This window comes from Streptomyces caatingaensis, from assembly GCF_001187435.1.
Lineage (GTDB): Bacteria > Actinomycetota > Actinomycetes > Streptomycetales > Streptomycetaceae > Streptomyces > Streptomyces caatingaensis.
Genome location: NZ_LFXA01000009.1, coordinates 537,151 through 556,459, shown reverse-complemented (window position 1 = coordinate 556,459; position 19,309 = coordinate 537,151). Strand labels below are relative to the sequence as shown.

Genomic DNA, 19,309 nt, shown 5'->3' with positions numbered 1-19,309 from the left:
GCGCGAGGGCCCGTCAGGCCCCCGCCTCCTTCGTCACCAGGCCGATCGCCTCCTCCACGTCGTCCGTGAGGTGGAAGAGCTGGAGGTCGTGGGCGCTGACCTTGCCCTGGGCCACCAGGGTCTCCTCGATCCAGCTCACGAGCCCGCCCCAGTAGGCGGAGCCGAAGAGGACGATGGGGAACCGCGTCACCTTCTTGGTCTGCACCAGGGTGAGCGCCTCGAACAGCTCGTCCAGCGTGCCCAGTCCGCCGGGCAGCACCACGAAACCGCTCGCGTACTTCACGAACATCGTCTTGCGGACGAAGAAGTAGCGGAAGTCCACCCCGAGGTTCACATAGGGGTTGATGCCCTGCTCGAAGGGCAGCTCGATGCCGAGGCCGACGGAGACGCCGCCGGCCTCCATGGCGCCCTTGTTGGCGGCCTCCATGGCGCCGGGGCCGCCGCCGGTGATGACCGCGAAGCCCGCCTCGACGAGGCCGCGCCCGATCGCGACGGCGGCCTCGTACTCGGGGCTGTCGCGCCGGGTGCGGGCGGAGCCGAAGACGCTGATGGCGGGCGGTAGTTCGGCGAGCGCGCCGAAGCCCTCGACGAACTCGGACTGGATGCGCAGCACCCGGAACGGATCCTCGTGCACCCAGTCCGCCGTGCCCCGGGTGTCCAACAGGTGCTGGTCCGTGGTGCCCTGCTGCATCTGGCCGTGCCGCCGCAGGACCGGACCCCGGCGCTGCTCCCGCCTGCGCGCCCCTTCGGAATTGACCATTCCGTGCTCCCTCCGCTGCCGTTGGTGCAGTTCAGCGTAGGCTGCCCACGCTGCGGGCGATCACGCCGTGAGCCAGGCGCGCAGCCGCTCCTCGCAGTGCGGGATCCGCGAGGCGATCACATGCTCGTCCCGCTTGTGGGCGTAGAGGGGGTCTCCGGGGCCGTAGTTGACCGCCGGCACGCCGAGCGCGCTGAAGCGCGAGACGTCCGTCCAGCCGAACTTGGGCCGGGCGGTGCCGCCGACGGCCGCCATGAACGCCGCCGCGGCCGGGTGGGAGAGGCCGGGCAGCGCGCCGGGCGAGTGGTCGTCCACGATCATCTCGGCGACGCCGCAGCCCTCGAAGACCTCGCGGACGTGCGCGAGCGCCTCCTCCGGCGTACGGTCCGGCGCGTAGCGGAAGTTCACCGTCACGGCGCACTCGTCGGGCACGACGTTGCCCGCCACCCCGCCGGAGACGCGCACCGCGTTGAGCCCCTCGCGGTACTCCAGGCCGTCGATGACGGGCCGTCGGGGCTCGTAGGCGGCGAGCCGGGCGAGGATCGGCGCGGCGGCGTGGATGGCGTTGGACCCCATCCAGCCGCGGGCGGAGTGCGCGCGCTCGCCCTCGGTCCGGAGGATCACCCGCAGGGTGCCCTGGCAGCCGCCCTCGACCTCGCCGTCGGTGGGTTCGAGCAGGACGGCGAAGTCGCCCGCCAGCCAGTCGGGGTGGGTCCGCGCGATGTGCCCGAGGCCGTTGAGGTCGGCGGCGACCTCCTCGTTGTCGTAGAAGACGAAGGTGAGGTCGCGGTTGGGGGACGGGACGGTCGCGGCGATGCGCAGCTGCACGGCGACGCCGGACTTCATGTCGCTGGTGCCGCAGCCCCACAGCACGCCCTCGTCGTCCAGCCGGGACGGGACGTTGTCCGCGATGGGCACGGTGTCGATGTGCCCCGCGAGGACGACGCGCTCGGCGCGGCCCAGGTGCGTGCGGGCGACGACGTTGTTGCCGTGGCGGTCCACGGTCAGGTGCGGAAGCTTCCGCAGCGCCTGCTCGATCGCGTCGGCGAGCGGGCCCTCCGTCCCGCTGACCGAGGGGATGTCGACCAGTCGCGCGGTCAGAGCGGCGGAGTCGAGGGACAGATCGAGTGCGGCGTGCTCCATACAGGCGACTCTAACCCCTGCCCCGGACACCCCGGCCCGTCCTCGTGACGGGCCCGGAACCGCGCCCGGTCCGGGAACGGCGGACCGTCCGCCCCGTCAAGTAACGTGGGCGCATGTCCCCGATCTTCCCCGCCCGTCACGGGCGGCTGCTGCGCGTCGGGGCCGCCTGTGCCGTCCTGCTGGCGCTGACCGGCTATCTGGTCGCGCAGTTCCTCACGGGCGGCCCGGGAGCCCCGCGGTGCACGGTGCGCGCGGACGGGGAGTCGTACTCGCTCGATCCCGAACAGGCGGGGAACGCCTCGACGATCACGGCCGTGGGCACCTCGCGGGGGCTGCCGGAGCGGGCCGTGACCATCGCGCTGGCCACCGCCATGCAGGAGTCCGGGCTGCGCAACATCCATCACGGCGACCGCGATTCGCTGGGGCTGTTCCAGCAGCGCCCGACCCAGGGCTGGGGCACCGCCCGGCAGATCACCGATCCGGTGTACGCGGCGGGCGCGTTCTACGACCACCTCGTCCGGGTGCCGGGCTACTCGCGGCTGCCGTTGACGGTCGCGGCCCAGCGGGTGCAGCGCAGCGGCTTCCCGCAGGCGTACGCGAAGCACGAGCCGGGAGCGTCGTTGCTCGCCGCGGCGCTGAGCGGGCGGACACCTGCCGCGTTCAGCTGTTCGACCAGTCCGAGCGACGGCAGGCCCGGGGACCCGGCGGCGGTACGGGCCGCTCTGCGGCGGGACTTCGGCCCGTCCGCCCTGCCCGCCGCCGAGGTGTCCGGCGGCGGCCGGAGCGGGGCGAAGGGCGGCCCGTCCCGCACGGTCGCCGTCCCGCCGCGGCCGGTGCCCACCGCCGCGGCGGACAACGGGCCGCGGCGGCGCGGCTGGGAGCTGGCCTCCTGGGCGGTGGCGCACGCCGCCGAACTACGCGTGGAGAGCGTCTCCTTCGACGGCCGGGTGTGGACGGCGGCGCGCTCGCGGGACGGCTGGCGGCAGGCCGCGGGCCCGGCGGACGAGGGCCGGTCCGAGGTACGGATCACGACCGCTCAGTAGTGCGACCGCACCCCCGTCGGGGGCATCCGCCGGAAACGGAGGTTGCCATGGATGCGCGCTGGGCAGGCGGGGCGGCCGGGCCCGTCGTGCCGTCGCGGCGTACCTGATGAACAAAGGGTTGTCGGCTTTTCCGGGCCCCTGACGGCCGGTCCGGTTCACCCGATTGTTCATAGATCGGATCATGCGACGCATTGCCAACTCTTTACGTCGGCGCACCGCAACCTTCCTCGGGCTCGGGCGGTAGTCACAGCGTCCGCACGCCGGACAGCAACCGACTTCACCTCCGTCGAAGGAGCAACATGTCCCTCCCCCTCACGCGTCGGATCGCCCAGGCCGCCCTGCTCGTCGCGGCGGGCGCCGCCGCCTCCGTCGGCGCCGCCGGCGCCGCCAACGCGGACGCCCTCAAGGCCCCCGACGCCCTCGGCGCGGTGAGCATGGCGGACGGCGCGCAGCTGGGCAACAAGGTCGACGCCGTCTCCCACCAGGCGGGCGCGCTGACGACGGACGCCGGGAACAAGGTGGTGCACACCGCGCTGCCCGCCACCGGCCAGGCGCTGCACACCGCCGGCAAGACCGGCAAGGGCGCCCTCGACTCCACCCAGCGGACCACCGGCCAGCTGGCGGGCCAGGCCGGCCAGGCGGTCGGCGGCGCCGCGCACGGCGTGGCCAAGAGCGGCGGCAACGTGCCGGCCGGCAACGTCACCAAGGCGCTGCCGTCCCTCGGCGGCTGAACCGGCGGTCCACCACCAGACCGGCCTGCGGGGGCCCGGGAGGAGACGCTCCTCCCGGGCCCCGCGTGCGCTAGCGGGCCAGGCGCCGGACCGCCGCCTCCACCCGCTCGTCGGTGGCGGTGAAGGCGACGCGGACGAAACGGTCGCCGGCGACGCCGTAGAAGTCGCCCGGCGCGACGAGGATGCCCCGCTCGGCCAGCGCGCCGACGGTGTCCCAGCACGGCTCGTCCCGCGTGGCCCACAGGTAGAGCGACGCCTCGCTGTGCTCGATGCGGAAGCCGGCGCCCTCCAGCGCCGACCGCAGCGCCGCCCGGCGGCGGGCGTAGCGCGCGCGCTGCTCGGTGACGTGCGCGGTGTCCCCGAGGGCGGCCACGGTGGCCGCCTGCACGGGGGCGGCGACCATCATGCCGCCGTGCTTGCGGATCCGGAGCAGCTCGCCCAGGACGGCGGCGTCACCCGCGACGAACGCGGCGCGGTAGCCGGCCAGGTTGGAGCGCTTGGACAGCGAGTGGACGGCGACGATCCCCTCGAACGAGCCGCCGCAGACGTCCGGGTGGAGCACCGAGACGGGCTCCGTCTCCCAGCCCAGCTCCAGGTAGCACTCGTCGCTGAGGACGAGGACGCCGTGCTCGCGCGCCCAGGCGACGGTGCGCCGCAGCTCCTCGGCCGAGAGCACACGACCGGTCGGGTTGGACGGGGAGTTGAGCCAGAGCAGCTTGAGGCCCGTGGGGTCGAGCTCCGTCGGCTCGTCGTAGACGACGGGCTCCGCGCCGGCGAGGCGGGCGCCGACCTCGTAGGTGGGGTAGGCGAGGCGCGGGTAGGCGACCTTGTCGCCGGGGCCGAGGCCGAGCTGGGTGGGCAGCCAGGCCACCAGCTCCTTGGAGCCGACGACGGGCAGCACGTTGGCGTGCCCGACGCCCTTGGCGCCCAGGCGGCGCTCCGCCCAGCCGGTCAGCGCGTCGCGCAGCGCGGGCGTCCCCCAGACCGTGGGGTAGCCGGGGCTGTCGGCGGCGTCGGCCAGGGCCCGCTGGACGAGCGCGGGCACCGGGTCCACCGGCGTGCCGACGGAGAGGTCGACGATGCCGTCGGGGTGGGCGGCGGCCGTGGCCTTGTAGGGCTCCAGGCGGTCCCAGGGGAAGACGGGGAGGCGGGAGGAGACTGCGCTCACGACGGGAGGGCTCGCTCTCTTGCGCTAGGGGTGATCCGGGGGACGGGAGTGCCGGGCGGGAACGCCGCGGCCCCGTACGGCGGTGAGGCTGTACGGGGCCGGTGCGATGCCTAGGGGCGGTTCACTGGTTCTGCGGCGGCAGCTCGGCGATGAAGGGGTGGTCGCGCTCGATGAGCCCGAGCTTGGAGGCGCCACCGGGCGAGCCGAGCTCGTCGAAGAACTCGACGTTCGCCTTGTAGTAGTCCTTCCACTCGTCCGGGGTGTCGTCCTCGTAGAAGATCGCCTCGACCGGGCAGACCGGCTCGCAGGCACCGCAGTCGACACACTCGTCCGGGTGGATGTACAAGGACCGGGAGCCCTCGTAGATGCAGTCGACGGGGCACTCCTCGATGCACGCCTTGTCCTTCACGTCGACACAAGGCTGCGCGATGACGTAGGTCACGCTGTCGTTCCTCCTCGGTAGGGGTCATCTCGCGCGGGAGCGCGGCGTCGTCGATGCCCACACCTAGTATCTCCGTTCCGGAGCACTTGACGAACAGGAGGGGCAGGGAGAGCTGTGGAATTCACCACGGGCGGGCGGCTGGAAATCCGGATTAACTCCGGCGATGTGGGGAAACGGGTCTCGGTCCGCGCCCTCAACGACCGTACGCTCTCCCCCGAACGGTTCGCCGACACCGTCGGCGTGCTCGATTCCTGGTCGGACGGTGTGCTGTCCATCACACGCCGCGACGGGACGACCGTGCGGATCGCGGAGAAGACGCTGGTCGCGGGCAAGGTCGTCCCGGCGGCCCCGGCCCGGCGGCGCGGTCCGGCCGCCACGGTGCGCGAGCTCCAGGAGACGGCGGCCCGCGGCTGGCCCGCGGTGGAGACCGCCCGGCTGGGCGGCTGGACGCTGCGGGCCGCCGGCGGCTTCACCGCCCGCGCCAACTCGGCCCTCCCGCTGGGCGATTCCGGACTGCCGCTGCCGGCCGCGCTCGACCGCGTCACCGCCTGGTACGCGGAGCGCGGGCAGCCCGCGCGCGTCCAGATCACCACCGGCGACCCGGCCGCCGACCGCCTGCTGGACGAGGAGCTGGCCGCCCGCGGCTGGACGGAGGAGCGGCACGCCCTGATGCGGACGGCCGCCCTGGCCCCGATCGCCGACACGGACGCCGACGTGGAACGGGTGGTGATCGGCCGGGAACCGGACGGGGCCTGGCTGGACGCCTGCGGACGGACCGGGGAGAACGCGGAGGCGGCACGGGCCGTCCTGACCGGCGGGCCGTCGGTGTGGTTCGCGCACGTGCCCGGGGCCTCGGCCATGGCCCGGTGCGTGATCGACGGCCGGTGGGCCGGCTTCGCCGCCCTGGGGGTCGCCGCGGAGCACCGGCGCCGGGGGCCGGCCGCGCTGCTGATGGCCCGGCTGGCCCGGCAGGCCCTCGACGAGGGCGCCTCCGCCGCCTATGTCCAGGCCGAGCGGGACGACGCGGGGGCGGGCGCGCTCCACGAACGGCTCGGTTTCACCACGCACCACGCCTATCACTACCGTCGCGAGCCAGGACGTTGATCGCCGTCGCACCATAGAGGCATGACCGACACCACCGGCCGGCGGCGGTTCGCCGAGGAGGCCCGCGAGGAGCGGCCCGACCTGACACTGCTGTGCCTGCTGATCGCCGCCGAGGCTGATCCGGAGCTGGACGAGCGGGGCTTCGACGCCGTGCAGGCCGAGCTGGACGACCTCGCCGGGCAGCTGCCCGCGCTCGGCCGGCGGGCGGCACCCCGGCAGTGGGCCGAGGCGCTCGCCGGCCTGCTCGGCGGGCGGTACGGCTTCCGGGGCTCGCCCGCCGACTACCGGCGGCTGGAATCCTCCCTGCTGGACGAGGTGCTGCGGCGCCGGCGCGGGCTGCCGATCATGCTCTCGGTGGTGTGGATGGAGGTGGCCCGGCGGGCCGGCGCCCCCGTCTACGGGGTCGCCCTGCCCGGTCACTTCGTCGTCGGCTTCGGCGACCCCTACGGGCGGCACGCGCTCGCCGACCCCTTCGACGGCGGCCGGCCGCTCTCCGAGGAGGAGGCCGGGCTGCTGGTCGCCGGCGCGACCGGCACGCCGCTGTCCGCCGCGGCGTTCTCCCCGGCGGAACCGCTGGAGATCGTCCTCCGCGTCCTCAACAACATCCGCGCCTGGGCCGCGGCGCGGCCCGAGCGCAGCGGGGTGCAGCTGTGGGCCGTGGACCTGTCCCTGCTCCTGCCGAGCCATCCGGCGCGGCTGCGCTACGAGCGGGCGGAGCTGCTCGTGGAGCGCGGGGAGTTCGCACGGGGGGCGCGGGAGCTGGAGGAGTACGCGGAGGTGATCGCGCCGGTGGAGCCGGAGGCGGCGGAGACGGTGCGCCGGCAGGCGCGGGCGGCGCGGGCCCTGCTCAACTGACGACGCCGGACCGCCCGGCGGCCACCGGCCGGGGCGGCTTCACAGCCACCCCTTCTCCCGCGCTATGCGAACGGCCTCCGCCCGGTTCCGGGCCCCGGTCTTCTGGATGACGGTCGACAGGTAGTTGCGCACCGTCCCCGGCGAGAGGCACAGCGCCCGTGCGACCTCCGCGTTCGTCGAGCCGTCCGCCGACGCCCGCAGCACCGCCCGCTCCCGCTCGGTCAGCGGGCTGGCGCCCTCCGCGAGGGCGGCGGCCGCGAGCGTCGGGTCGATGACGCGCTCGCCGCGGAGCACCCTGCGGACGGCGTCCGCGAGTTGCGCGGCGGGCGCGTCCTTGACGAGGAAGGCCGAGGCGCCGGCCTCCATCGCGCGACGCAGATAGCCGGGGCGGCCGAAGGTCGTGAGGATGACGACCTTCACGCCGGGGAGTTCGCGACCGAGCAGCTCCGCCGCCTCCAGGCCCGTCAGCCCCGGCATCTCGATGTCGAGCAGGGCGACGTCGACGCCGGAGGTACGCGCCGCGTCCACCACGTCGTCCCCGCGGGCGACCTGGGCGACGACCTCGATGTCCGGCTCCAGGCCGAGCAGGGCGGCCAGGGCCTCGCGGACCATGGACTGGTCCTCGGCGAGGAGGACTCTGACGGTGTTATCGGTCACCGCACCAGGGTAGGCCCTGACCTGCTACGACACCGATTCCGTCCGGCGGCTCAGCGGCGCGTGCGCCTGGAGCCGGAAGCCGCCCCCGCGGGCCCGGCCGGTCTCCAGGCGGCCGTCGGCCAGGGCCATCCGCTCGGTGAGGCCCGTCAGCCCGTTGCCATGGGGGCCGGCGGGGCCTGTGCCGTCGTCGGTGACGGTCAGGCAGATCTCGTCGCCGGCCTCGGTCAGCGTGATCTCGCACCGCGTGGCACCGCTGTGCCGGACGACGTTGGTGACGGCCTCGCGGAGCGCCCAGGCGAGCGCCCCCTCCGCGTCCGGCCCGAGATCCGGGTGGCGGCCGGCCGCGCCGCCGAGCTCGGCGGTGATGCCCGCGGCGGCCAACGCGGTGCGGGCACCGGCCAGTTCGCCTTCGAGCGTGGGCCGGCGGAAGCCGCTGACCGCCTCCCGGACGTCGACCAGCGCCTGCCGGCCGACCCGTTCGATGTCGGCGACCTGCCGGGCCGCCTGCTCGGGGTGGTCCGGCAGCATCCGCCCGGCGAGCTCGCTCTTGAGCGTGATGAGGGACAGGGAGTGCCCCAGCAGGTCGTGCAGGTCGCGGGCGAGCCGCAACCGCTCCTCGTTGGCGGCGAGATGGGCGACCGTGGCCCGCGCCTCGCGCAGCTCGCGCATGGTGCGGCCCATCTGGACGACGGCCGTCATGGCCGCGCCGCCGAGCAGGATGGCCGTGACGACCAGGAGCAGCCCGGAGTCGGCGGCGCCCTTGAGCGCGCCGAGCCCCAGGGCGGTGAGCCCGATCGCCGGGATCGTCCGGGCCGCCCACTTGACCGGCAGCATCACCGCGCTGGAGATGGAGACGTACACCAGCAGCGTCAGCCAGGGCGCGCCCAAAGTGGCCACCATCAGCACCGCGAGGCCGTACAGCACGGCCAGCAGGCCGAGTTGGCGGCGGGAGACCCGGTGGCGCGGGCGCCTGCCGAAGAGCAGGAACACATAGACCACCAGGAATCCGGCGAGCCCGCACCAGCCGAGGGCCGTGGCCCCCGGCGTGTGCCTCCCGCCCGTGAGGTCGGCCACCGCGGAGAAGAGGTAGGTGAGCCAGAGGACCGTCCAGCACGCCTTGGCCATGAGCTGCCGGCGGTTCTCCGGCTGCCTGCCGATCATGATGTAGCCGTCGTCCGCGCCGGCGCCCTTGGCGTCGTCCGTTCCCATGGCCCTCCGTCCTCAGTTCTTGTGGGTGTCCCGGCGGTACAGCCAGGCCGCGGCGCCCGCGAAGAGCACCAGGTAGAGGACGAGGACGGCCGCGTCCTTCGCACCGGGCGCGTCCCCGCGCTCGATGGCCTGGCCCAGACCCGCGTAGGCGTGGGTGGGCACGTACTCCGCTATCCTCCGCAGCCACTCGGGGAAGGCCGCGGTCGGCATCCACAGGCCGCCGAGGATCGACAGGCCGAAGTAGACGACCATCACGATGGGACGCACCGCGTCACCCGTGGCAAGGTAGCCGATGGCCACGCCCAGCGCCGCGAAGACGCAGCTGCCGGCCCAGATCACGGCCACGAGGGAGGCCCACTGCCAGGCGTCGAGCCGGACGCCCTTGGCCGTCGCGGCGACGAGGAAGACCACCACGATGGACGGCAGCGACACCACGGCGGCCGAGGCGACCTTCGCCGTCACATAGCCGCGGCCCGGCAGCGCGGTCAGGCGCAGCTGGCGCACCCAGCCCTTCTCGCGCTCCTTGGCTATGCGCTCGGCGTTGCCGATGAGGACGGAGGTGATGGCGCCGAAGGTGGCCATGGAGACCATGTAGATGACGGGGAAGGTCAGCCCGGTGTCCCCGACCTTGCCGGTGTCCTTGGCGCCGGCGGCGACCAGCAGGTAGAGCGCCGCCGGGTAGAGGACCGAGAAGAACATGAACTTCTTGTTGCGCAGGGTGCGCGCGATCTCGAGCTGGATCAGGGTCTTCATCGGGCGTCCTCCGCGGCCGCGGCGTCGGTGATGGCGATGAACGCCTGCTCCAGGCCCAGCCCCGCGACCTCCAGGTTGCGGGGGTAGAGGCCGAGGCCGTAGAGCGCGTGGACGGTGGCGTCGGCGTCGCGCGACTGCAGGCGCACGGTGCGGCCGGACACCTCGACGGAGGTCAGGTGGGGCAGGCCGCGCAGCGCCTCCGCGGGGATCTCCCCGTCGAGGTCGAAGACGATCCGGCGGGCCCCGGCCCGCGCCTTGATCTCGGCGGCGGAGCCGTCGGCGAGGATCCGGCCGCGGTGCAGCACGACCACACGGTCGGCTATGGCGTCGGCCTCCTCCAGGTAGTGGGTGGCGAAGAGGATGGCCCGGCCGGCCTCCGCCTGGCGGCGCATCGTGCCCCAGAAGGTCTGACGGGCCGTCACATCCATGCCGGTGGTGGGCTCGTCGAGGACGATCAGCTCGTTCTCCCCCGCCGTCGCGAGGGCGAAGCGGACCCGCTGCTCCTGGCCGCCGGAGAGCTTGTTGACCAGGCGGTCGGCTATCCCGGTGATGCCGGCCGCCTCCATGACCTGGTCCACGGGGTACGCCCGGGGGTGCAAGTCGCAGGCCAGCCGCACCAGTTCGCGGACCTTCACCTCCTCCATCAGGCCGCCGCTCTGCAGCATCGCGCCCACCTTGCCGTCCTGCACGGCCTGTTGCGGCGAGGTGCCGAAGAGCTCGACGGTGCCGGCGTCGGGGCGGCTGAGCCCCAGCAGCAGGTCGAGCGTGGTGGACTTGCCCGCGCCGTTGGGGCCGAGCAGGGCGACGGTCTCGCCCGGGTGGAGGCGCAGGTCGAGGTCGGCCACGGCGCGCACCGTGCCGAAGGTCTTGCTGACGTTCGCGAAGCTGACGACGGGAGCGGAACCCGTGCGCCGCCCGTCCCCCGTGAACGCCGTCGTGGTGATGGTCATGGAACCATCGTCGCGGACCCGCCCGCGGCCGGGCAGTGTCGGCCGTCGTCGAAAGTCCATGACAGATGTCATGCCCGGCATGACGGAGGTCCCGGGCCGCGGCCTGCGACCCGGGACCTCCGGCACTGCCGGCCGTGACGGCCGGACACCTCGGCCGGCGGGCGGTCGGCGGCGCTCCGCCCCGCTTCAGCCCTTCGTCTTGATGACGCCCACGCGCTCCGCCGGCGTCTTGCCGCGCAGCGCCTTGCCGAGGGCGCCCGCGACGTCCTGCGGCGTGACCGGCGTCTTCGTACCGTTCCCGCGCTCGATGAGCACACCCTGGAACCGCGTCCCGTAAAGGGACTTGAGCGCTTCCAGGTTGTAGTTCTCGACGAGCTTGCCGTTGACCTCCTTGACCGAGAGGATCTTCGGCAGGGAGATCTCCGGCCCGAACGGGATCGAGTGGGCCGGATCCGTCTGGATCGTCACCCGCCCCGACATCGCCGGCTCGGCGAACTCCTTCATCATCCGGTCGACCTCGGCGTCGGTCACCTTCGGCTGCCGGTTCGTGCTGGGCAGGGAGACGGGGACGTCCTTGCCGGTCTCGGCGCGCTGCCGGTACGCCTCGGCGACGGCCTTGACCGCCTTGTCCGTGTCGATCCCCTGGTACGGCTTGCCGTACACGGCCACGGCCTTGCCCGGCTTGAACAGGATCGTCCCGTCCTTGGCCCCGCCGGTCTCGCCCGACAGCGCCTTGAGCGCGGCCGCGACCTTCTCCTCGTCCACGTTCACCGTCGGCTCGGCGCTGCGGCTGCCGCCGACGAGCGAGCCGACGACGGTGACGGGGTTGTAGTCCCGGCCGGACACCGAACGGACGGTCTCCTGGGTGTCGATGGACAGGCCCGCCACGGACGGCTTGAGCTCGGCCCGCTTGCCGCCGAACGTCACCTTCAGCGGCGCGTTCGCCCGGCTGCCGAGCTTGGCGTCGAGCTTCTGCACGGCCTGCTCCTTGGAGCTGCCGCCGATGTCGACGCCCAGCACGGTGGTGCCCTGCGGCACGTCCGAGTGGTTCATCACCAGGCCGGCGCCGTAGGCCACGCCGGCCAGGACGACCAGGCCGCCGCCGAGCATGACCAGCTTGGAGCGGCCCTTCTTCCTGGGCGCGGGCTTCGGCGCGGCCTTCGGGGCGCTCTTACCGGCCGGCCTGGGCACACTGCCCGCCGGGGCGCCGCCCTGCGCCGCGGGCGGCTTGGGCACCCCGGAGCCCGAGCCCGTCTTGGGCTTGGGCACGGCGACGCGCGGCGCGCCGGCGTCGACGGGCTTCTTCGGCCCGCCGGCACCGGGCACCGGCGGCATGCCGCTGACCAGCGTCTCCGCGGCCGGGTTCGGCCGGGACGCCGCGCCGGGCGGCGGCGGGACGGCCGTGCCGCCGCCCGGGCGCCCGCCCTTCGCGCCCGCACCGGCCTGCGCCTGGCCGCCCTTGGGGCCGCCCTTCTTTTTCCTGCCCTGCTGGGCACCCGCGTTCTTGCCCGGCTGCGCGCCGGGGCCCTGCGGCGCGCCGGGCGCGCCCGGGCCGGGCGGGGGCACGACCGGGGTGCCGGCGACGGGCGTGTCCGTGCGCCCGCCGGACTGGCCGCCGACGGGGAACGGGAGCCGGGGGCCCTGCTGCCCCTGGCCCGCGCCGCCGGGCGCGGGGAACTGCTGCGTGGTCTCGGGCGCGGCACCGCCGGTCAGAGCGTCGGCCGTCCAGGGCGCGCCCGCGCCGCCCGCGCCCTGCGGGCCGGCGAACGGGTCGCCGGGCAGCGGCATGGAGGCGGTGGTGGAGGGGTCGCCCGGCACGGGGTGGCCGCCGGTGGCCGACATCGGACCGCCCGGCACGGGCCCCTGGCCCGTCGAGCCCGGGCCGCCCGGCCACGGCGCCGCGGCGCCCGCGGCCGCCGGCTGCGGGCCGGCGAACGGGTCGTCGGGGAACGGCGTCGCACCGGTCGTGGACGAGTCCTGCGGCGGATGCGGGACACCGGCGGGGCCGCCGCCCTGCGCGGGCCCCTGGCCCGGAGCCGGGGACGAGCCCGCGTCGCCCGGCCACGGCTCGGCGCGGCGGGCGGCCCGCCGCGCCCGGGCACTGCCCGGGCCGCCGGAGGAACCGAAGGGGCCGGACGCGCCGGGGCCGCCCGCAAAGCCGGACGTGCCGGACGTGCCGGGCGTGCCGGGCGTACCGGATGCGCCGGACGCACTGCCCGGGCCCGGCCCCCCGGACACACCAGGAGCACCGGACGCACCAGGAGCCCCGGGCATACCCGAACCGCCGGACACGCCCGGCCCGCCCGGGAAGGGCGCGCCGCCGGGTCCGCCCGGCTGCCGCGGCACGCTCGCGCCGGCCATCGGGTTCGCCCCGCCGGCCGGGTTGGCGGCGGTCGTCGGGTCGCCGGGGAGGGGCGGGTGCGGGGCGGCGCCGCCCGCGAGGTCGCGCGGGCCGCGCCCGGCGCCGGGCGCGCCCGGCCCCTGCTGCGGCGTACGGCGCGGGAGCCCGGGCAGGCCGCCGGACGCCTGGCCACCGGCCGGCGCGCCGCCGGACGCCGCACCGGCCGCCATCGGACCACCGGCCATCGAGCCGCCGGCCGTCGCCCCGCCCGGCGCCGAACCGCCGTGCGCCGAACCGCCATGCGACGAGACACCGGACGGCACACCACCCGACGGCGAACCGCCCGTCGGCGTCCCCCCCGGCGGCGTCGCCGAGGCGCCCGCCGGCTTGCGGGGTGCGAACCAGTCGCTGGTCTTCTCGGCCGGCCGCTCGGCGCCCTCCGGCAGGGAGGCGGAGCCGGAGGGGGACGCGGACGCGGCGGCGGGCCGCTCGCCCTCCGCGCGCGGCGCGCCCTCGCCGCCGGACGCCTCGTCACCGACGGGCTTCCGCATGACGACCGGCGGGATGGGACGCGAGCCCGGGATGTTGATGCGGATCCGGGTCGTCAGCGTGGTCTCGGTCTTCGGTGCGTCCGGCGTGCCACCGGCCGGCGGCCGCCCGGCGCCCGCGGACCCGTAGGACGGACTGTCAGATTCACGGCTCAAAGCAGGTTCTCCCGGTTACTCTCCGCCGCCCTCTGACCTCACTGGGGTCGCCCATGCCCACGGTCAGGGGGGCTCGGCGGCGGCACCACCATACTGGGCACCGCGAGCGCGCACTTGACGACCGCCGTATACCCCGGCGGACCGGGAGCGGGCCGTACACCCGTGCGTCCCTCACGGGCCGAGCGACATCAGGGAAATGTCCGGCGAATCACCGGACAAAACAGTCGTCTCACCCGTCAAGTCGGTCGGCGCGACGCCCCGGTTGCGGCTTTTTCGCGAGGGTGGCACAGATCACAGCGACGACCATCCCGCCCAGCAGGAAGACATAGGAGCCGATTCCGGCGCCGAAGAGGAAGTCGCCCTCGGGCCGGTTGAGCGAGAGCAGCAGGACGGCGATCAGCCAGCCGGCACCGCCCGCGGCGCCGCCGGACCGGCCGCCCGACGCCACCGCCCCGCCGTAGCACAGCCCGGCGACGCCCAGCAGTGCGAGCAGCAACCCGCCCGGGAACCAGCCCGCTTGCACCAGCGAACCGGCGACGCCGACCAGGAACCCCAGGACGGCGAGGCCGAGATGGGCCGCGAGCTTCCCGCCCGTGAGCGTCCCGGTCAGCACGCGCCCTCCCCGGCACCCGCGCCGGCCCCGCCCGCGCCCCCGTCCGGTCCGGTGAAGTCCGGTCCGGGGAGGCCCAGGCCGGCGAAGAGGTCGTCCTCGCGCCCCGGCCCGCCCGCCCGGCCGCGGACGAGCCGGTAGAACTCGTCGGCGAACAGCGGCTGGCTCAGCTCGTTGGACAGGGCGAAGAAGTGGCCGTCCACCACCACCTGGGTGGCGTGCGCCCGCATCGCCGCCGCCTTCGCGGCCACGTACGGGGCGGTGCGCGGAGCGGCCGTCACCTCCTCGTCGGGCACCACGCCCGGGACGTCGTCCAGTGCGGCGACGCCGGGGAACGGCACGGCGGCGCCCGCCGCGGCGGCCTCCCGCAGCCGGGCGAAGCCCTCCTCCGCGACCGAGCGGGGCACGCAGTTCCAGTACACCTTGGCGATCTCGTGCGGCTCCCCGAGGTCGCGGCGGAACGCCTTCTCGGCGGCCAGTTCCACCGCGCGCATCGCGACGCGGTGCGCCTGGACGTGATCGGGGTGCCCGTACCCGCCGTGCGGGTCGTACGTCACCAGGACCTGGGGCCGCACCTCGCGAATCACCTCAACGAGGTACGCGGCGGCCTCGTCGACGTCCGCCCGCCAGAAGCAGTGCGGGCGCTCGTTCTGCGGGGCGCCCATCATTCCGGAGTCGCGGTAGCGCCCGGCGCCGCCGAGGAACCGGTGGTCGGTGACGCCCAGTTCCTTCATCGCGGCGGCGAGTTCACCGACGCGGTGGCCGCCCAGGGCGTCGTCCCGGTCGGCGGCCAGATGGGCCAGGCCGGGCGGGATCACCTCGCCCTCCTCGCCGAGGGTGCAGGTCACCAGCGTGACGAGGGCGCCCTCGGCGGCGTACTTGGCCATGGTCGCGCCGTTGTTGATCGATTCGTCGTCCGGGTGCGCGTGCACCAGGAGCAGCCGGCGGCCTGGAAGGTCGGTCATGGGGACAGCCTACGAGCCGGACGGCCCGGCCGGGCAGCCGCCCGCGCCGCCGGCCCACCCGCCGGCGGCCCCTCAGAACCGGATGCCGCCGATCATCGCGGTGATGCTCTTCGTGAACTGGTTGAGCGTGGGCGCGACGGTCGAGCTCGCGAGGTAGAACCCCAGCAGCACGCAGATGGCGGCGTGGCCCGCTTTCAGTCCCGACTTCCGGACCAGCAGGATGACGATGATCGCCAGCAGCACCACCGCCGAAATCGAGAGTGCCACAGCGGTTCACCTCCAGGGACGCGGTCGAACGGACGGCAGGACGGACGACGCGCGCGAGCCGGCCAGGCACGCGGCGGGTCACGGAAGACTTACCCACTATGCGTGAGCGATCATAACTTTCCGCGTGCGTCCTGACTCGGTGCACGGGAGCAAACCCGGGGCGCACGGCGACTTCTCGCCGACCCCCGCCCCTTCCTCCGGACACGCGCCGGTCCACGGCCTAGGCTCGGCCGCATGACCGGTCAGCTCTCCTTTCCCCGCCAGTACGCCCGGACGCAGCGCTACTCGCTCGGCGCCCCGCGGTCGTTCACCGTGGCGCCGGACGGCTCGCGCGTCGTCTTCCTGCGCTCCCGCTCCGGCACCGACCGCTCCCACGTCCTGTGGGTACTCGACCTCGACGACGGCCGCACCCGTCCGGCGGCCGACCCGGACGTCCTGCTGGGCGGCGCCCGGGAGGAGTTGTCCGCCGAGGAGCGCGCGCGGCGCGAGCGCACGCGGGAGGGCTCGGCGGGCGTGGTGGGCTACGCGGTGGACGCGGCCTGCGAGTTGGCGGCGTTCACGCTGTCGGGCCGGCTGTTCGTGGCGGAGCTGCCCGGCGGGACCACCGCCGAACTCCCCGTCCCCGGGCCGGTGGCGGACCCCCGCCCGGCGCCCGACGGACGGCACGTCGCGTACGTGGCGGACGGCGCGCTGCGCGTCGTGGCCGCCGACGGCACCGGCGACCGGGCCCTGGCCGAGCCCGAAGGGGCGGGCGTCACCTGGGGGTTGGCGGAGTTCGCCGCGGCGGAGGAGATGGACCGGCACCGCGGCTTCTGGTGGTCGCCCGGGAGCGACGCCCTGCTCGCCGCGCACGTGGACAACCGGCCGGTGCGCCGCTGGTGGATCGCCGACCCGGCCAACCCCGCGAGCGCCCCGGCCGAGGTCTCCTATCCGGCCGCGGGGACGCCGAACGCCGAGGTGACGCTGGCCCTGCTGGGGCTGGACGGCTCGCGCACCGACGTCGAGTGGGACCGCGCCCGCTACCCCTACCTCGCCCGCGTCCACTGGTCGGCCGGCGGCCCGCCGCTGCTGCTGGTGCAGGCGCGCGACCAGCGCACCCAGGTCTGCCTGGAGGTGAACACCGCCACCGGCGCCACCCGCGCGCTCCGCACCGAGGCGGACCCGGCGAATTGGCTTGAACTGTTCCCCGGCGTCCCCGCGTGGACCCCGGACGGCCGGCTGGTGCGGGTGGCCGACCAGGACGGGGCGCGGGTGCTCGTCGTGGACGACCGGGCCCTGACGGGACCGGAGTTGTTCGTCCACGCCGTCCTGGACGCCGGCGCCGACGACGTCCTCGTCTCCGCCTCCGCCGGCCCCGCGGCCGCCGACCCGGAGACCGGCGAGTCCCACGTCTACCGCGTCAACGAGCAGGGCGCCGAACGGATTTCGCGCGAGCCGGGACGGCACTCCGCGGTCCGCGGCGGCGACGTGACCGTCCTCGCGTCGGCCGCGCCCGGCCGGGCCGGCACCGAGACGGTGGTCCTCCGCGACGGCAAGCACGTCGCCACCGTGGCGTCCCTCGCCGAGACCCCGGTGCTCACCGCCCGGCCGCGGTTCGTCCGGGCCGGCGGGCGCCGCATCCCGGCCGCCGTGCTGCTGCCCGCCGGGTACCGCGACGGCGACGGCCCGCTGCCCGTCCTCATGGACCCCTACGGCGGCCCGCACGGGGCCCGGGTGGTGGCCGCGCAGCAGGCCCACCTCACCTCCCAGTGGTTCGCCGACCAGGGCTTCGCCGTGATCGTCGCCGACGGGCGCGGCACCCCGCACACCTCCCCGGAGTGGGTGAAGGCGATCCGCGAGGACTTCGCCGGCGCCACCCTCGACGACCAGGTCGAGGCGCTGCACGCGCTGGCCGGGGAGTACCCGCTGGACCTCGGCCGGGTCGCCATCCGCGGCTGGTCGTACGGCGGTTACCTCGCCGCGCTCGCCGTGCTGCGCCGCCCCGACGTCTTCCACGCGGGCATCGCGGGCGCCCCGGTGACCGACTGGCGGCTGTACGACACCCATTACACCGAGCGCTATCTGGGCCTGCCGGACGAGCGGCCGGACGTTTACGACCGCAACTCGCTCGTGACCGAACGGGGGTTGGCCGAGGCCGCGGACCGGCACCGGCCCCTGATGGTCATCCACGGCCTGGCCGACGACAACGTCGTCGCCGCGCACACCCTGCGGCTGTCCTCCGCGCTGCTGGCCGCCGGCCGGCCGCACGAGGTGCTGCCGCTGTCCGGGGTGACCCACATGACCCCGCAGGAACAGGTCGCGGAGAACCTGCTGCTGCTCCAGGTGGACTTCCTCCGGCGGTCCCTGGTCAAGGCCCCGACCGGGTGACGGCGGGGTGACCGCGGGTCGCGGCGTGCCCGTCCGGCTGTCAAGCACGCCGCGACCTCGATCCGCACAACCTTCGCTCAAGATGCGCCAATCCGTGGCATCGTCCACGGCAGCCCCCTTGACTGCGCGGTAACGCCATTGCGACAGTCCCGTGCAACCCGGAGTGTTCGCAGGATCACTCCCGGGGCCACCGGAGACCCGGACCACTGGCGACAGGGTCCACCGGAGACTTGGCGGGGGCGGTACGCGATGACGACTCCTTCCCTGGCCGCGGAGGACGCGGTGCCCGCGCGCCCGGCGCCGGCGGGCCGCTCGCCCGGCCGGCTGATGTGGCGGCGCTTCAGACGCGACCGCGCGGGGGTCGTCTCGGCCTGCGTGGTCGCCTTCTTCTTCCTCGCCGCCCTCGCCGCGCCGCTGATCTCCTGGGGCTACGGGAAGGACCCGTACACCACGTACGGGCTGAACGAGGGCGGTCTGCTCAACGAGTACGGCTACCCGGTCGCCCCCGACGGGGGTGTCTCCGGCCGGTTCTGGTTCGGTATCGAGCCGACGCTGGGACGGGACGTGCTGACGCAGCTCCTCTACGGCATCCGCACCTCTCTGCTGATCGCGGCCGCGGCCACGGTGCTGTGCGTGCTGACGGGCATCCTCGTCGGGGTGACGGCTGGCTACGCGGGCGGGCGCACGGACTACCTCCTGGGCCGGTTCATCGATCTCCTGCTCGCCTTTCCCCAGCAGTTGTCGTTCGTCGCCTTCACCCCTGTCGTCTACGCGCTGTTCGTCAGTCCCGGGAAGGAGACGCCCACCTCCCTGCGGGTGGTCACGCTGATCATCGTGCTGTGGGTGCTGGGCTGGATGGGACTGGCGCGGCTGCTGCGGGGGCAGGTACTGAGCCTGCGGGAGCGGGAGTTCGTCGAGGCGGCCAGGGTGACGGGGGCGTCGACGTGGCGCATCGTCTCCCGGGAGCTGCTGCCCAACCTGTGGACGCCGATCCTCGTCCAGGCCACGCTGATGCTGCCCGCGATGGTGACCGCCGAGGCGGGGCTCTCCTTCATCGGCGTCGGCATCGTCGAGCCCACCCCCGACTGGGGCCGGATGTTCGCCAACGGGGCCAAGTACTACGAGAGCGACATCACGTACATCTTCTTCCCCGGGATCGCCATGATCCTCTTCGTGGTGGCCTTCAACCTCCTCGGGGACTCCCTCCGGGACGCCTTCGACCCCCGGACCAAGCGCTGAGCAC

General features: G+C 74.7%; 18 protein-coding genes. 6 read left to right on the top strand and 12 right to left on the bottom strand.

Translation table 11 applies throughout. The features are described from left to right. Nucleotides 1-13: 13 nt before the first annotated feature. Both AC230_RS15745 and dapE read right to left on the bottom strand, forming a co-directional pair. The gene (locus AC230_RS15745) at nucleotides 14-760 is read right to left on the bottom strand and encodes an LOG family protein (protein ID WP_049716797.1); all 747 of its coding nucleotides are present in this window, start codon (nucleotides 758-760) and stop codon (nucleotides 14-16) included. Between the two features lie 60 nt (nucleotides 761-820). Further along, nucleotides 821-1,900 (bottom strand): succinyl-diaminopimelate desuccinylase, encoded by a 1,080-nt coding sequence (gene dapE, locus AC230_RS15740; RefSeq protein WP_049716796.1) that lies wholly within the window; start codon nucleotides 1,898-1,900, stop codon nucleotides 821-823. 113 nt (nucleotides 1,901-2,013) lie between these two features. Here dapE and AC230_RS15735 point away from each other — a divergent pair, with 113 nt between their 5' ends. Both AC230_RS15735 and AC230_RS15730 read left to right on the top strand, forming a co-directional pair. After that, nucleotides 2,014-2,943 carry a VldE C-terminal domain-containing protein gene (locus AC230_RS15735; RefSeq protein WP_049716795.1) on the top strand — a complete coding sequence of 310 codons (930 nt, stop codon included), beginning with the start codon at nucleotides 2,014-2,016 and terminating at the stop codon, nucleotides 2,941-2,943. A 299-nt stretch (nucleotides 2,944-3,242) separates the two neighbouring features. Next, nucleotides 3,243-3,674: a hypothetical protein gene (locus AC230_RS15730; RefSeq protein ID WP_049716794.1), complete on the top strand. Its 432-nt coding sequence runs from the start codon at nucleotides 3,243-3,245 to the stop codon at nucleotides 3,672-3,674. Between the two features lie 70 nt (nucleotides 3,675-3,744). Here the strand turns inward: AC230_RS15730 and dapC are convergent, their stop codons facing one another. Together dapC and fdxA are read right to left on the bottom strand one after the other, a co-directional pair. Beyond that, complete coding sequence (gene dapC, locus AC230_RS15725; RefSeq protein WP_049716793.1) at nucleotides 3,745-4,842, bottom strand: succinyldiaminopimelate transaminase; 1,098 nt, start codon at nucleotides 4,840-4,842, stop codon at nucleotides 3,745-3,747. Between the two features lie 121 nt (nucleotides 4,843-4,963). Next, nucleotides 4,964-5,284 (bottom strand): ferredoxin, encoded by a 321-nt coding sequence (gene fdxA / locus AC230_RS15720; protein WP_049716792.1) that lies wholly within the window; start codon nucleotides 5,282-5,284, stop codon nucleotides 4,964-4,966. A gap of 114 nt (nucleotides 5,285-5,398) precedes the next feature. Between fdxA and AC230_RS15715 the strand changes: the two genes are divergently transcribed. Together AC230_RS15715 and AC230_RS15710 are read left to right on the top strand one after the other, a co-directional pair. Beyond that, entirely contained in the window at nucleotides 5,399-6,388 is a 990-nt protein-coding gene (locus AC230_RS15715; protein ID WP_049716791.1) for a GNAT family N-acetyltransferase, read from the top strand. A gap of 21 nt (nucleotides 6,389-6,409) precedes the next feature. Beyond that, nucleotides 6,410-7,243: a SirB1 family protein gene (locus AC230_RS15710; RefSeq protein ID WP_049716790.1), complete on the top strand. Its 834-nt coding sequence runs from the start codon at nucleotides 6,410-6,412 to the stop codon at nucleotides 7,241-7,243. Nucleotides 7,244-7,282: 39 nt separating this feature from the next. On the opposite strand, the gene AC230_RS15705 is transcribed toward AC230_RS15710, so the two are convergent. From AC230_RS15705 to AC230_RS15670, 8 genes are all read right to left on the bottom strand, one after another. Then, a complete protein-coding gene (locus tag AC230_RS15705; protein ID WP_078871275.1) occupies nucleotides 7,283-7,900 on the bottom strand; it encodes a response regulator in 618 nt (205 codons plus the stop codon). A 24-nt stretch (nucleotides 7,901-7,924) separates the two neighbouring features. Further along, on the bottom strand, nucleotides 7,925-9,109 hold the full coding sequence (locus tag AC230_RS15700; protein WP_049716788.1) for a sensor histidine kinase: 1,185 nt from the start codon (nucleotides 9,107-9,109) through the stop codon (nucleotides 7,925-7,927). A 12-nt stretch (nucleotides 9,110-9,121) separates the two neighbouring features. Further along, on the bottom strand, nucleotides 9,122-9,862 hold the full coding sequence (locus AC230_RS15695; RefSeq protein WP_049716787.1) for an ABC transporter permease: 741 nt from the start codon (nucleotides 9,860-9,862) through the stop codon (nucleotides 9,122-9,124). Further along, a complete protein-coding gene (locus AC230_RS15690; protein ID WP_049716786.1) occupies nucleotides 9,859-10,812 on the bottom strand; it encodes an ABC transporter ATP-binding protein in 954 nt (317 codons plus the stop codon). Before AC230_RS15690 ends, AC230_RS15695 begins: the two co-directional genes overlap by 4 nt. A 186-nt stretch (nucleotides 10,813-10,998) precedes the next feature. Beyond that, nucleotides 10,999-13,857, bottom strand: a complete 2,859-nt coding sequence (locus AC230_RS30340; protein ID WP_053161187.1) for a hypothetical protein — start codon at nucleotides 13,855-13,857, stop codon at nucleotides 10,999-11,001. A gap of 229 nt (nucleotides 13,858-14,086) precedes the next feature. Next, nucleotides 14,087-14,470, bottom strand: a complete 384-nt coding sequence (locus AC230_RS15680) for a DUF6113 family protein (RefSeq protein ID WP_049716785.1) — start codon at nucleotides 14,468-14,470, stop codon at nucleotides 14,087-14,089. Then, entirely contained in the window at nucleotides 14,464-15,432 is a 969-nt protein-coding gene (gene mshB, locus AC230_RS15675) for an N-acetyl-1-D-myo-inositol-2-amino-2-deoxy-alpha-D-glucopyranoside deacetylase (protein WP_049716784.1), read from the bottom strand. Before mshB ends, AC230_RS15680 begins: the two co-directional genes overlap by 7 nt. A 72-nt stretch (nucleotides 15,433-15,504) precedes the next feature. Then, entirely contained in the window at nucleotides 15,505-15,699 is a 195-nt protein-coding gene (locus AC230_RS15670) for a hypothetical protein (protein ID WP_049716783.1), read from the bottom strand. 234 nt (nucleotides 15,700-15,933) lie between these two features. On the opposite strand from AC230_RS15670, the gene AC230_RS15665 reads away from it, so the two are divergent. Next, the gene (locus tag AC230_RS15665; RefSeq protein WP_049716782.1) at nucleotides 15,934-18,066 is read left to right on the top strand and encodes a S9 family peptidase; all 2,133 of its coding nucleotides are present in this window, start codon (nucleotides 15,934-15,936) and stop codon (nucleotides 18,064-18,066) included. A gap of 249 nt (nucleotides 18,067-18,315) precedes the next feature. After that, entirely contained in the window at nucleotides 18,316-19,305 is a 990-nt protein-coding gene (locus tag AC230_RS15660; RefSeq protein ID WP_049716781.1) for an ABC transporter permease, read from the top strand. Nucleotides 19,306-19,309 lie beyond the last annotated feature (4 nt).